The sequence below is a fragment of the Patulibacter defluvii genome, assembly GCF_034096925.1.
Lineage (GTDB): Bacteria > Actinomycetota > Thermoleophilia > Solirubrobacterales > Solirubrobacteraceae > Patulibacter > Patulibacter defluvii.
Genome location: NZ_JAWZSQ010000002.1, coordinates 1 through 13,190 on the forward strand (window position 1 = coordinate 1; position 13,190 = coordinate 13,190).

The window sequence follows — 13,190 nt, forward strand, 5'->3', positions numbered from 1 at the left end:
CGGTCCGCGGCCCGGCGGCGCGCCGGGCGTGGCCGGCTCTCGCGGCGGCGGTCGCCGCGGCGGCGGACCGGCGGCGGGCTCCCGGCCGGCGGGCGGCGGTCCGCAGGGCGGGAAGGGGCCGCGCGGCGGTCCCCACGGCAAGCGATGAGTGGCAACGCGCCAACTTTCGCGATCGATCCTGATTCGCCGGGCGCTCGGCCGTTGTAGCCCACGTCGGGTCGTCGCGTGCGACGGCCCTGGCACCGATGCGGAGCGCCGGCCGGCCACGACATCCGTGGTCCCATCCGATGGAGGTCGGGCGGTGCACCGCGGACGGCGCCGGAGCGACGGGCGGCACACCGTCGCTCCGGCGCCGCCACACCCCCCCCGATCCCCCGGGCATGGGGCCTGGCCGCTACCCCCCTCTGCGACCGGGCCCCGTCCGGGGCTGCTCGTTGCGGGGCGAACGGTCGACGGGCCGGGAACGGCTGGGTACGCTCCCGAGGCCGCGCCCCGTCCGACCCCCGTCGGGCGAGCGGACGCGGTCGTCTCCGCATGGCCGAAACCTCCTCTCCTCCCGACGCCGCCGTCGCTCCGTCGCCCGAGGCGGTCGCCGCCGGCGTGCTGGGGCAGATCGCCGACGCCGCGGGCGCCGTCGGCCGGCTGGCGCTGACCCCGGTCCGGGCCGGCGTCCCCGGCGCGGGCGGCCGCCGGCGCTCGGCCAGCGACGAGCTGGACGATCGCGACAGCTACCTGCTCCGCGACCTGATGCCGGTCGCCTGGATCGTGGCCAGCCTCTGGTTCCGGGCCGACGTGCGGGGCTTCCACCACGTCCCCCACGACCGCCCGGTGCTGCTGGTCGGCAACCACCACGGCGGCAACCTGACGCCGGACAGCTTCGTGATGGTGCTCGCCTTCGCCAGCCACTTCGGGCCCGAGCGGCCGCTGCACGTGCTGGTCGACGACCGCGTGGCGACCTCGCCCGGGCTCGGCTTCCTGCGGCGGCTGGGGATGCTGCCCGCCAACGCCGAGGCCGTCCGCACCGCCCTCTCGGCCGGCGCCTGCGTGCTGGCCCACCCCGCGATCGGCGACGACCCGCGGGCCGCGGCGGCGGCCGGCAGCGCCGCCGGCTACGTGCGGCTGGCGCAGGAGACCGGCGTGCCGATCGTGCCGGTGGTCTCGATCGGCGGCCAGGGCACCTCGTTGATCCCCGCCCGCGGGCGCGGGCTGGCGCGGCGGCTGGGCGGCGGGCCGCTCGGCCGGCTGGCCGCGGCCGGGCCGCCGCGGGCGCTGGTCGGCGCGCTCGAGCACCTGCCGCTGCCGAACCGGCTGGTGGTCCAACTGCTGCCGCCGATCGACGTCGCCGCCCGGTTCGGGCCCGACGCCGACCCGGCGGCGGTGCACGCCCACGTGTCGAGGACGATGGACGAGATGAGCCAGGAGCTGCGACGCCGGCGACGGCCCTCGGTGCTGCGCTGATGCGGGTCACCGAGCGCATCGACCTGCCCGTCGACCCCGCCCGCGCCTGGCGGGCGGCGATCGACCCGCGCGTGATCCGCCGCGCGATGCCGGGGCTCGAGGTCTTCGAGGTCCTCGGCGGCGGGCCGCTGCGGCGCGGCACCCGCGTGCGGACGGTGCTGCGGGTCGGCGCGGCCGAGCTGGGCAGCGAGCTGGAGGTCACCGAGCTGGTCGAGGGCCGCGACCTGGTCGCGACCGGCGTCACCGGGATCGACCTCCACGTCGGGATCCGCGTCCGCGCCCACGACGAGGGCGCGCGGATCGTGGTCCGGCTCGGCTACAACCCGCCCGGCGGCGTGCCCGGCGCGCTGGCCGGGGTGATCGCGCTGCCGGAGATGCGCCGCCGGACCCGCGAGATGCTGCGGGCGCTCGGCCGCCAGCTGCTCGACGAGCCGGAGCCGCGGCGGCTGCCGAACCCGGTGCGGGTGGCCGAGACCGCCGCCCGCTCGGTCCAGGTCTTCGCGCGGGCCGGGGTCTTCCGCCCGATGCGGCCCGACAAGTACGTCACGATCGCTCGCCAGATCGGGCGCTGGGGCGCGACGCCGGCCGGCGCCTACTCGGCCGCCGCCGTCCGCGACCCGCAGCGGCTGGCGATCGTCGACGGCGAGCGGGCGCTGACCTACGCCGAGCTCGACGCCCGCTCGACCGCGCTGGCGGTGGCGCTGCGCGACCGCGGCGTCGGCGAGGGCCACCGGGTGGCGCTGGCCGCCCGCAACCACCGCGGCTTCGTCGAGGCGCTGATCGCCGTCAGCAAGGCCGGCGCCGACGCGCTGCTGATGAACACCGGCCTCGCCGCCCCGCAGGTGCGCGCGGTGATCGACCGCGAGCGGCCGACGGCGGTGATCTGCGACGCCGACCTGCTGGGCGTGATCGACGAGGCGCGCGGCAGCGCCCCGGGCACCCTCTCGCGGGTCGTCTCGGCCTGGGACGACGACCACCGCCCGCGCAGCGGCGTCCGCTCGATCGACGAGCTGATCGTCGAGGGCGCCGGCCGCCGGCTGCGCTACCCCGGCGCGCCGGGACGGGTGGTGCTGCTGACCTCGGGCACCACCGGGCCGCCGAAGGGCAGCCGCCGCAGCCGGATCCCGATCGACGCCCCGGTGGCGCTGCTCGACCGGCTGCCCTACCGCGACGGCAGCACCTTCCTGGTCGCGCCCCCGCTGTTCCACGCCTGGGGCTACGTCAACCTGCTGATGGCGCTGCTGCTGGGCGCGACGGTGGTGCTGGAGCGGCGCTTCGATCCCGAGGACACGCTGCGCGCGATCGCCCGCCACCGGGTCGACGTGCTGATCGCGGTGCCGGTGATGCTGCAGCGGATCCTCGAGGTCGACCCCGAGCAGCGGGCCACCTACGACCTGTCGAGCCTACGGACGGTGGCCAGCTCCGGCTCGGCGCTGAAGGGCAACCTGGCGCTGCGCTGGATGGACGCCTTCGGCGACGGGCTCCACAACCTCTACGGCTCGACCGAGGTCGGCTGGGCCGCGATCGCCGATCCGGTCGACCTGCGCTCGGCCCCCGGCACCGCCGGCCGGGTCCCGCTCGGCGCCGCGGTCCGGATCTACGACGACGCCGACGTGCCGCTGCCCTCGCACCGGCCGGGCCGGATCCTGGTCGGCGGCACCAACGTCAACGACCGCTACACCGACGGCAGCCGGCTGACCCAGGTCGACGGCCTGACCGAGACCGGCGACATCGGCTACCTCGACGACCTCGGGCGGCTGTTCGTGCTCGGCCGCGAGGACGATATGATCGTCTCCGCCGGCGAGAACGTGCACCCGCGCGGGATCGAGGATCTGCTGGCCGACCACCCCGACGTCGAGGAGGTCGCCGCGGTCGGCGTGCCCGACGCCGAGCGGGGCCAGCGGCTGGCCGTCCACCTGGTCCCGCGCGACGGCTCGACGCTCGACGCCGACGGCGTCCGGGCCTACGTCGCCGCCCACCGGGCCCGCTTCGAGGTGCCCCGCGACGTCCACTTCCACGAGGCGCTGCCGCGCGGCGCGACCGGGAAGATCCTCCGCCGCGAGCTGGCGGGCGACGATCAGGCGCCGGTCGGCGGGGGCGCCGGCGGCGGGTCGAGCGCGACCGCCGCGTCCGGCTCGCCGTCGAAGTAGGCGAGCGCCGGGATCGGCAGGAAGACGCCGGGCCGGACCGCGATCTTGGCGCTGTCGGGGTAGACGCAGACGTCGCCCGGCATCAGGTCGCCCATCGTCACGTACTCCAGCCCCTCCGGTCCGGCCTCGATCCGGTGGCCGACCCCGGACCGCGGCGGGCGCAGGAAGAACGATCCCGGCCGCAGCGGGTGGCGGGCCTCGCCGATCACCGCCGTGCCGCCGCCGCCCAGGACGTAGAAGCACTCCTCGGCGATCGTGTGCCAGTGGCGTGGGTTGTTGACGCTGCCCGGCGGCAGCTCGTCGGTCGCCAGCACCAGCTGACGGGCGCCGGCCACGCGGCCGCCGTTGCGGGTCGCCCAGCGGAAGCGGCCCTCGCCGCCGGTCTCCAGCGGACAGTCGGCGAGGGCGACGATCGACGGCGGCCGCTCGGCCGTCGGCTCGGGCAGCGGCAGCGGCCCGGCCTCGGCGTCGGCCTGGAACGGATGCGGCCGCTCGGCCGGCGACCAGCGGGGGCCGAGCCAGAACTGCTTCGTGCGCGGTAGGTAGGTGATGTTGGTCCGCGAGCCCTCGGCGACCACCAGCACCCGCAGTCCGCGCTCACCGGCGATCAGGGTGTGGGCGGGGCCGTTCGCCGGGTGGACCAGGACGTCGCCGGCGGCGATCGGGTAGCAGGCCGGGGCCCGGCCCGACGACTGCCAGCTGAGGCCGTCGCCCTCCAGCACCAGGAAGATCTCCTCCTCGTCGGCGTGGCTGTGGGGCGGGGTCGAGCGGCGACCGGGCGCGACGTCGATCACCGCCACCCCGATCCGGTGGGCGCCGGCCGCCGCGCCCAGCCGCCGGCGGGTGGCCTGCAGCTCGCCGACCTCCCAGCCCTGCTCGGGGACGTCGTCGAGGTGGATCGGCGGGTCGTCGGGGCCGGCGAGCGTCATTCGGTCTCCTCCGGGAGCGCGTCGAGGTGGGCGACGTTGGCGCGGTCGTCCGGCTCGTCGCTGGCGGCGGTCGCGAACCAGGCGTCGAGGATCTCGTCGAGCAGCGGCGCCGAGACCGTCCGCAGGCTGAGGGCGAGGACGTTGGCGTCGTTCCAGCGGCGGGCGCCGGCGGCGGTGGCCGCGTCCCCGCAGAGCGCCGCGCGGATCCCGGGCAGCTTGTTGGCGGCGATCGAGGCCCCGGTGCCGGTCCAGCAGGCGACCACCGCCTGGTCGGCGCGGCCGGCGACGACGTCCCGGGCGGCGGCGGCCGAGGCCCAGGCCCAGTCGTCGCGCTCCCGCGGGTCGAGCGCGCCGTGGGTCGCCGCGACCACGTGCCCGCGGTCGCGGAGGGCGTCGGCGAGGGCGCCGGCGACCCCGTCGAGCGAGTCGGACGAGACGGCGATCCGCATCGGGCCCGACCCTACCGCGGACGCCGTTTGCCGCCGCGGGCCGGCGGGTAGCGAACGGGCGTGCGCGAACGGATCGAGGATCCCTGGGGCCCGGTCACCCCGATCGCCCGCGGCGCGCCGTGGCCCGCCCGGGTCGACCTGCAGCTGGCCGACGGCCTGACCGAGGCCGACGTCGAGCGCTGGACGCCGGCGGCGTCGCTGCTGCACTCGAACGGCGACGCGATGGAGGTCGCCGTCCGCGACGGGCGGATCGTCGGTGTCCGCGGACGCGCCGACGACCGCGTCAACCGCGGACGGCTCGGCCCCAAGGACCTCTTCGGCTGGCAGGCCAACGCCGCGCCCGACCGCCTGACGCGACCGCTGGTCCGCCGCGGGGGCCGGCTCCAGCCGACCGACTGGGACGACGCGCTGGCCACGATCGTCGACCGTTGCCAGGCGATCCTCGGCGAGCAGGGTCCGGGCGGGATCGGCTTCTACACCAGCGGCCAGCTGTTCGCCGAGGAGTACTGGACGCTGACCACGATCGCCCGCGCCGGGATCGGCACGCCGCACCTGGACGGCAACACCCGGCTCTGCACCGCGACCGCCGGCGAGTCGCTGAAGGAGTCGTTCGGCTGCGACGGGCAGCCCGGGTCCTACGACGACGTCCTCGACTGCGACGCGCTGGCGCTCTGGGGCCACAACGTCGCCGAGACCCAGCCGGTGCTGTGGATGCGGATGCGCGACCGGCTGGCCGGCCCCGACCGTCCGCGGCTGCTGGTCGTCGACCCCCGCCGGACGCTGCCCGCGCAGGCCGCCGACGTCCACCTGGCGGTCCGCAGCGGCACCAACCTGCCGCTGCTGCTGGCGCTGGTCCGGCGGCTGCTCGACCGCGGCTGGATCGACGACCGCTACGTGGCCGCCCACACGATCGGCCTGGAGCAGCTGGACCGCTCGACCATCGGCTGGTCGCCGGCGCGGGCGGCCGCGATCTGCGGGGTCGACGCCGGCGCGATCGAGGCGGCGGCGGAGCTGCTCGGCACCTGCGAGGCACTGACCTCGACCGTCCTCCAGGGCCTCTACCAGTCGCACCAGGCGACGGCGTCCGCCTGCCAGGTCAACAACATCCACCTGCTGCGGGGGATGCTCGGCCGGCCCGGCTGCGGGGTGCTGCAGATGAACGGCCAGCCGACGGCGGAGAACACCCGCGAGACCGGAGCCAACGGCGACCTGCCGGGGTTCCGCAACTGGGCCAACCCGGGCCACGTCGCCGAGCTGGCCGAGATCTGGAACGTCGAGCCGGAGCGGATCCCGCACGACGGCCCGCCGACCCACGCGATGGAGATCTTCCGCCTCTGCGAGCAGGGCGAGATCTGGCTGCTGTGGATCAGCGCCACCAACCCGGCGGTCTCGCTGCCCGAGGCGGCGCGGATCCGGCGGATCCTCGGCGACCCGCGGCTGCTGGTCGTCGCCCAGGACATCTTCCCGACCGAGACCACCGCGCTCGCCGACGTGGTGCTGCCGGGCGCGACCTGGGGCGAGAAGACCGGCGTCTTCACCAACGCCGACCGCACCGTCCACCTGAGCGAGCGGGCGGTGGCCCCGCCGGGCGAGGCCCGCAGCGACCTGGAGATCTTCCTCGCCTTCGCGCGGGCGCTCGACCTGCGCGACCGCGACGGCGCGCCGCTGATCGACTGGACGACGCCGGAGCAGGCCTACCGCGCCTGGCAGCGCTGCTCGGCCGGCCGCCCCTGCGACTACAGCGCGATCGGCTACGACGACCTGCGGGCCCGCGGCGGCATCCAGTGGGGCGGCGAGCGGCTCTACGCCGACGGCCGCTTCCGGGCCGCGCCGGACGACGCCGAGAGCTACGGCCGCGACCTGCTGAACGGCGAGTCGTTCGGCGCCGACGGCTACCGGGCGCTGAACCCGGAGGGGCGGGCGATGCTGCGCAGCTGCCCGGTCGTGCCGCTGCCGGAGCCGCCCGACGCCGCCCACCCGCTGCTCCTGACCACCGGCCGCACCGTCCACCACTTCCACACCCGGACCAAGACCGGCCGGGTGCCGGAGCTGCGCGACGCCGCGCCCGACGTCTGGGTCGAGCTGGCGCCCGAGGACGCCGAGCCGCTCGGGATCGGCGAGGGCGACCGGGTCGAGCTGCGCAACGCCCGCGGCCGGGTCGAGGCTCCGGCGCGGATCACCGGCAGCCGGCCGGGGGTGGTCTTCCTGCCCTTCCACTACGGCTGGTGGGACCTGGCCGAGGACGACGCCCGCCGCCACCACCGCGCCGCCAACGAGCTGACGGCGACCCGCTGGGACCCGGTCTCGAAGCAGCCGACCTTCAAGGTCGCGGCGGTCGCGGTGCGGCGGCTGGCCGCGGCGCCGGTGGCCGCGGGGGCCGGTGCCGCGACCGGCGGTCGCTAGGCTCGATCGGTGCCCGAGACCCGCGCTGCGGCCCCGACCGGCTTCGATCCCACCGCCTTCGCCAGCTTCCGCTTCGTCGCGGTCGAGATCGACGAGCCGGCCGCCACCGTGACCCTGCGCTACGCGCTCGACGACGCCGTGACGTTCGCCGAGACGGTCCGCTTCGAGGGCGTCGACTGGCCGACCGACCCGGCCCGCCGCGAGGCGCTGCGGCGGCTGGCGGGGCTGCTGCACCTGCTGGCCGGCGTCTCGTACTACAAGACCGCGGTGCCGCCGGCGATGGTGATCGAGCCGCGGGCAGGGTGGAGCGGCGGCGCGCTCTCGCCGCGGCTGCGGGCGCTGCTGGAGCAGGTCTACACGCTCGGACTGGGGGAGTTCGCCTACACCAACCGGATCGACGTCCGCGAGCGGGTCGCCTTCCCGCCGGCGGCGAGCGCGGCGAGCGACGACGGCCCGCCGGCGCTGCCCGCGACCGGCCGCACGCTGGTCCCGATCGGCGGCGGCAAGGACTCGGTGGTGGCGCTCGAGATCGTCCAGCGGGCGGGGCGCGACGCGGTCTGCTTCTCGGTCGGCCGGGCGACGCCGATCGTCCGCTGCGTCGAGGCCTCCGGCCGCCCCCACGCCGTCGCGCTGCGGACGCTGTCGCCGAACATCGGCGAGCTGAACGCCGCCGGGGCGCTCAACGGTCACGTGCCGGTGACGGCGGTCGTCTCGACGATCGCGCTGATGACGGCGGTCCTCCACGGCGCCGACGCGGTCGCGATGGCCAACGAGCGCTCGGCCTCCGAGGGCAACCTGGTCTGGAACGGGCTCGAGGTCAACCACCAGTGGAGCAAGGGCGCCGCCTTCGAGGCCGGCTTCCGCGAGCTGCTGGCGACCGAGGTCGTCGCCGGGCTCGACTACCGGTCGCTGCTGCGGCCGGCCAGCGAGCTGGCGATCGCCCGCGCCTTCAGCCGGCTGGAGCGGTACCACCCGCACTTCACGTCCTGCAACGCGGTCTTCCGGCTCGACCCGGCCCGTCGGCGCTCGAACTGGTGCGGCGACTGCCCGAAGTGCCGGTTCGTCTTCCTGGCGCTGGCGCCGTGGCTCGACCCGCCGGCGCTGCGGGCGATCTTCGGCGTCGACATGCTCGACGACCTGGCCCAGTACGACGGCTTCTGCGACCTCGCCGGCCTGCGCGAGCACAAGCCCTTCGAGTGCGTCGGCGAGGAGGCCGAGTCGCTTGCCGCGATGCGGCTGATCGCCGGCGGTCCGGACGGCGGCCCGGTCGCGGGGCAGGAGGCGGTCTCCGGGGCCCGCGGCGGCCCCAGCCCCTGGGCCGGCCACGCGGTGGTGCGGCGACTGCGGGCCGAGCACCTGGCGCCGCTCGACGACGATCCGGCCCAGGCGGCGGCGCTGCTGGCCCCGTTCCTGCTCGACGAGCGGGTGGCGCTGCCGGACGACGTCACGCCGGCCGCGGCGGCGATCCTCGGCGCGTGACGCTCCGCCGCCGGTCACGTTCCGGTCGCTGAGCGTCCGAAACGTGACCGGCGGCGGGCGAACAGGCGTTCGGTCCGCGGCGCTTGCGATGATCGCCGCGATGGACCTCAGCACCGCGCAGGCCCGTCGGATCGCCCTCGCCGCCCAGGGGTTCGCCGACCGCCACCACCGGCGGCCCCCGGCGCGGGTGACGATGGCCCACGTGCAGCGGGTGATCGACCGCGTCGGGCTGCTCCAGATCGACTCGGTCAACGTCCTCACCCGCGCCCACCACCTGCCGCTCTTCAGCCGGATCGGGCCCTACGACCTGGCGCTGCTCGACCGCGCCGCCGGTCGCCGGCCGCGGCGGCTGGTCGAGTACTGGGCGCACGAGGCGTCGTTCGTCCCGCCGGAGACGCACCGGCTGCTGCGCTGGCGGATGGCGCGGGTCGAGGAGGAGGCATGGGGCGGGATCCGCCGCGCCGGCCAGGACCGCGAGCTGGTGGCGGTGGTCGAGGCCGAGATCGCCGAGCACGGCCCGCTGACCGCCGTCGAGCTAGAGCGGCGGCTGACCGAGGACCACCAGGTCAGCGCCCGCGAGGGCAACGGCTACGGCTGGAACTGGTCGCAGGCGAAGCGGGTGCTGGAGTACCTGTTCTTCTGCGGGCGGGTCACCTCGGCCGGGCGGACGCCGCAGTTCGAGCGCCGCTACGACCTGCCCGAGCGGGTGCTGCCGCCGGCGGTCGCCGCCGCCCCGGACCCGGCGCCGGAGGACGCGATCCGCGAGCTGGTGCGGATCGCCGCCCGCGCCCACGGGGTCGCCACCGAGCAGTGCCTGCGCGACTACTTCCGGCTCCGCCCGAGCCAGGTGCGGCCCGCGATCGCCGACCTGGTCGCGGCCGGCGAGCTGCTGCCGGCGCGGATCGAGGGCTGGTCGCGCCCGGCCTTCCTGCACGCCGAGGCGCGGCGGCCGCGGCGGGTCGACGCCCGTGCGCTGCTGGTGGCGTTCGACCCGCTGATCTTCGAGCGCACGCGGACCGAGGCGCTGTTCGGCTTCCGCTACCGGATCGAGATCTACGTCCCGCGGGAGAAGCGCGTCCACGGCTACTACGTGCTGCCGTTCCTGCTCGGCGAGCAGCTGGTCGGCCGGGTCGACCTGAAGGCGGACCGCGCTGCCGGCACGCTGCGGGTCCAGGCCGCCCACGGCGAGCGTGAGCAGCGCGGCTGGGACGAGCAGCGGGTGGCCGGCGAGCTGGCCGCGGAGCTGCGGTCGATGGCCGGCTGGCTCGGGCTCGACGGGGTCGCGGTCGAGCCGCGCGGCGACCTGGCGCCGGCCCTGGCGCGCGCGGTCGGCTAGCGACGGCCCGCTCCCGGCGGCCCGCGCTCCCGCTACCGTCCTCGCCGTGCGGACGTCGGGGGACGGGGACGGGTGAGCGGACGGCCGCACCGGCTCGATCCGGAGCGGGTCGTCGAGCACCTGCCGCGCCTGTACCGGGCCGCCCGCGGCTGGACCGACTCGCGCGAGGAGGCCGAGGACCTGGTCCAGGAGACCTGTGCCCAGCTGCTGGCCCGCCCGCGGCTGGTCCGCGGCGACGACCTCGGCTACCTGCTGCGGGCGCTCCGCAACACGCTGATCAGCGCCCGCCGCACCCGCGATCGGCGGCCGCGAACGGCCGAGCTGCCCGACGAGCTGGCCGTCGCCGACCCGCTCGCCGATCCGGCCGCGCGGCTGGCCGGTGGTGAGCTGCGGCGGGCGGTCGCGGCGCTGCCCGAGCCGTTCCGGGACGCCTTCGTCGCCGTCGACGTGGTCGGGCTCGGCTACGACGAGGCGGGGCGGCTGCTCGGCGTCGCGCCCGGCACCGTCGCCAGCCGGCTGTCGCGGGCCCGCGACCGGCTGGCGCGGGCGCTCGAGGATCCCCCTCAGTAGGCGAGGGCACCGCCGTCGCGCCACGACGCCAGCCGCAGCAGCTCGGCGACGTCGGCCTCGCCGGTCAGCACGCAGGTGCGGCCGGCGCGGCGCCAGGTGACGGTCGAGCGGCCGTCGACCCGCAGGCCGCGGTAGGCGATGCCCTGGCGCCGGACGACGGTGCCGCGCGGCTCGTCGAGCGCCTGTTCGTCGACGATCGCGTAGCCGATCCGGGCCCGGCCGCGGCCGTAGGCGACGGTCGTCACCCGCCGCCCGTCGACCGTCGTCCGGCTGACGCCCCGGGCCCGCCAGCCCAGCCGCGACCAGTCGGGGAAGTCGATCCCGCCGGCGGCGACGTCCAGCAGCTCGCCCCCGGGACGGGCGGCCGGCGGCGGCCCGGGCACGGCGCGGGCGGCGACCCGGGCGACGTCGGCGACCGCCGGATCGGCGGTCGAGCCGCCGACCGCGAGCACCACCGCCACCACTGCGGCGACCAGCGCCGCGGCGGCCCCGACCGGCAGCAGCCGCCGCCGTGGCCGCGACGGCGCGCGGCGGGCCGCGGCCTGGGCGGCGACGGTCGCCCGCAGCGCCTCCGGCAGCGGCTCGTAGCGCAGCGCGGCGGCCGCGGTCAGCGCCCGCCGCTGGCGCTCGAACGCCGCCTGCAGCTCCGGTGAGCGGGCGATCCGCTGCTCCAGCGCCGGCCGCCGCGCTGGGTCGAGGCTGCCGTCGGCCAGCGCGGCGAGCTCGAGCAGCTCGTCCGGGCCGGGGTTCGACGGTGGCTGGGGCATCGGCACAGGAGGTATCACAGCGGGACCCGGCGAGCGGGCGTCTACCGGAGAGGACGCCGGCGGGCGGCCGCTTCTTCCCGCCCCGCGGCGATCGTCGCGCGGGGCCTGGCGGATACCCTCCGCCGGTGCCCCCGGCCACCGTTCCCCTCCCGCCCGCCGACCTCCGGATCGGCGACCTGGCCGGCCGTCGCGTCGGGGTCTGGGGCGCGGGACGCGAGGGCGCGGCGGCGATCCGGACGCTGGCCGCCCACGCCCCGGGCAGCACCGTCGTCGTCGCCAGCGCGAGCGCGCCCGCGGCCGACGCCCCGCCGCTGCCGGCCGGGCCCGACGGCCGTCCGCCGGCGGTCGTGGTCGGCGCGGCCGGGATCGCGGCGCTGGCCGGCTGCGAGGTGGTGATCCGCTCGCCGGGCGTGCCGGTGCGCGGGGCCGACGCCGACGCCGTCCGCGCCGGCGGGGCGACGATCACCTCCGGGACCGCGCTCTGGCTGGCCGAGCGTGGCGACCGCGAGACGGTGGTCGCGATCACCGGCACCAAGGGCAAGAGCACGACCGCGTCGCTGCTCCACCACCTGCTCGGCAAGGCCGGCGTCCGCAGCGTGCTGGCCGGCAACATCGGCCGCCCGCTGCTCGACCAGCTGCGGCCCGCCGACCCGCCCGAGGCGTGGGTGGTCGAGCTGTCGAGCTACCAGCTGGCCGACCTGCCGCGCGCGCCGACCGTCGCCGTCGTCACCAACCTGATGCGCGACCACCTGCCGTGGCACGGCGACGAGGCGACCTACCACGCCGACAAGCTGCGGATCCTGACCGCCGGCGACGGGCCGCGGCTGGCGGTGCTCTCGTACGCCGACCCGGGCCTGCGGGCGGCGGCCGAGCGGCTGCCGACGGTCCCGATCCTGTGGGTCGACCGGCCCGACGGGCTGCACGTGGCCGACGGCGCGCTGCGCGACGGCGCCCGCCTCCTGAGCCCGCTCGACCAGCTGCCGCTGCGGGGTGCGACCGGGGCCCGCAACGTCGCGGCGGCGCTCGAGGCGGTTCGCGCGCTCGGCTACGAGATCGCCGACGTGGCCGGCGCGCTGCGCGACTTCCGGCCGCTGCCCCACCGCCAGCAGGTCGTCCCCTCGGGCGACGGGCGGACCTGGGTCGACGACTCGATCTCGACCACGCCGGAGACGGCGCTCTCGGCCCTGGCCGCGTTCGCGCCCGGCCCGCTGGTCCTGATCGCCGGCGGCGACGACCGTCACCAGCGCTACGACGAGCTGGTGGCGGCGCTGGTCGCCGGGCGGGTGGCGACCGGCGCGGCCGGAGAGCCGGACGCCGCGATCCAGCTGGCCGGGCTGGTGACGCTGCCCGGCACCGGCCCGGCGCTGGCCGCCGCCGTGCGGGCCGCCGCGGAGGCCGCCGGCGCCGCGCTCGCCGTCCGCGAGGTCGACGGCGTCGACCCGGGAGCGGTGATGGCCGAGGCGGTCGCCGCCGCCCGCGCGCTGGCGCCGGCCGGGGCGACCGTGCTGCTGTCGCCGGCGGCCCCGAGCCACAACCTCTTCCGCGACTTCGAGGACCGCGGAGCGCGGTTCGCGGACGCGGTGGCCGCCTCCGGCTGACGGCGGGCCGGACGGTGCGGTCCGTATGCTCGAACGTCGATGGCGTGGCGC

General features: G+C 77.4%; 10 protein-coding genes. 7 read left to right on the plus strand and 3 right to left on the minus strand.

Going from position 1 to position 13,190, the window contains the following annotated elements; translation table 11 throughout:
* Positions 1-534 precede the first annotated feature (534 nt).
* Both SH587_RS02190 and SH587_RS02195 read left to right on the plus strand, forming a co-directional pair.
* The gene (locus SH587_RS02190) at positions 535-1,458 is read left to right on the plus strand and encodes a 1-acyl-sn-glycerol-3-phosphate acyltransferase (RefSeq protein ID WP_320668916.1); all 924 of its coding nucleotides are present in this window, start codon (positions 535-537) and stop codon (positions 1,456-1,458) included.
* Positions 1,458-3,608, plus strand: a complete 2,151-nt coding sequence (locus SH587_RS02195; RefSeq protein WP_320668917.1) for an AMP-binding protein — start codon at positions 1,458-1,460, stop codon at positions 3,606-3,608. The genes SH587_RS02190 and SH587_RS02195 overlap by 1 nt, the downstream gene beginning before the upstream one ends.
* Here SH587_RS02195 and SH587_RS02200 read toward each other — a convergent pair.
* Entirely contained in the window at positions 3,536-4,537 is a 1,002-nt protein-coding gene (locus SH587_RS02200; RefSeq protein WP_320668918.1) for a cupin domain-containing protein, read from the minus strand. The two genes, SH587_RS02195 and SH587_RS02200, sit on opposite strands and share 73 nt — an antisense overlap.
* Complete coding sequence (locus SH587_RS02205) at positions 4,534-4,986, minus strand: RpiB/LacA/LacB family sugar-phosphate isomerase (protein ID WP_320668919.1); 453 nt, start codon at positions 4,984-4,986, stop codon at positions 4,534-4,536. The genes SH587_RS02200 and SH587_RS02205 overlap by 4 nt, the downstream gene beginning before the upstream one ends.
* Before the next feature lie 60 nt (positions 4,987-5,046).
* Here SH587_RS02205 and SH587_RS02210 point away from each other — a divergent pair, with 60 nt between their 5' ends.
* From SH587_RS02210 to SH587_RS02225, 4 genes are all read left to right on the plus strand, one after another.
* Positions 5,047-7,389: a molybdopterin oxidoreductase family protein gene (locus tag SH587_RS02210; RefSeq protein ID WP_320668920.1), complete on the plus strand. Its 2,343-nt coding sequence runs from the start codon at positions 5,047-5,049 to the stop codon at positions 7,387-7,389.
* 9 nt (positions 7,390-7,398) lie between these two features.
* Positions 7,399-8,868, plus strand: a complete 1,470-nt coding sequence (locus SH587_RS02215; protein WP_320668921.1) for a MurL-like N-terminal domain-containing — start codon at positions 7,399-7,401, stop codon at positions 8,866-8,868.
* An 88-nt stretch (positions 8,869-8,956) separates the two neighbouring features.
* Positions 8,957-10,204: a winged helix-turn-helix domain-containing protein gene (locus tag SH587_RS02220; protein WP_375341719.1), complete on the plus strand. Its 1,248-nt coding sequence runs from the start codon at positions 8,957-8,959 to the stop codon at positions 10,202-10,204.
* A gap of 72 nt (positions 10,205-10,276) precedes the next feature.
* On the plus strand, positions 10,277-10,774 hold the full coding sequence (locus SH587_RS02225) for an RNA polymerase sigma factor (protein WP_320668923.1): 498 nt from the start codon (positions 10,277-10,279) through the stop codon (positions 10,772-10,774).
* On the opposite strand, the gene SH587_RS02230 is transcribed toward SH587_RS02225, so the two are convergent.
* Positions 10,768-11,541 carry a hypothetical protein gene (locus SH587_RS02230; protein WP_320668924.1) on the minus strand — a complete coding sequence of 258 codons (774 nt, stop codon included), beginning with the start codon at positions 11,539-11,541 and terminating at the stop codon, positions 10,768-10,770. The two genes, SH587_RS02225 and SH587_RS02230, sit on opposite strands and share 7 nt — an antisense overlap.
* A 125-nt stretch (positions 11,542-11,666) precedes the next feature.
* Here SH587_RS02230 and murD point away from each other — a divergent pair, with 125 nt between their 5' ends.
* Positions 11,667-13,139, plus strand: coding sequence for a UDP-N-acetylmuramoyl-L-alanine--D-glutamate ligase (murD, locus tag SH587_RS02235; RefSeq protein WP_320668925.1), 1,473 nt, complete (start codon positions 11,667-11,669; stop codon positions 13,137-13,139).
* Positions 13,140-13,190: the final 51 nt, after the last annotated feature.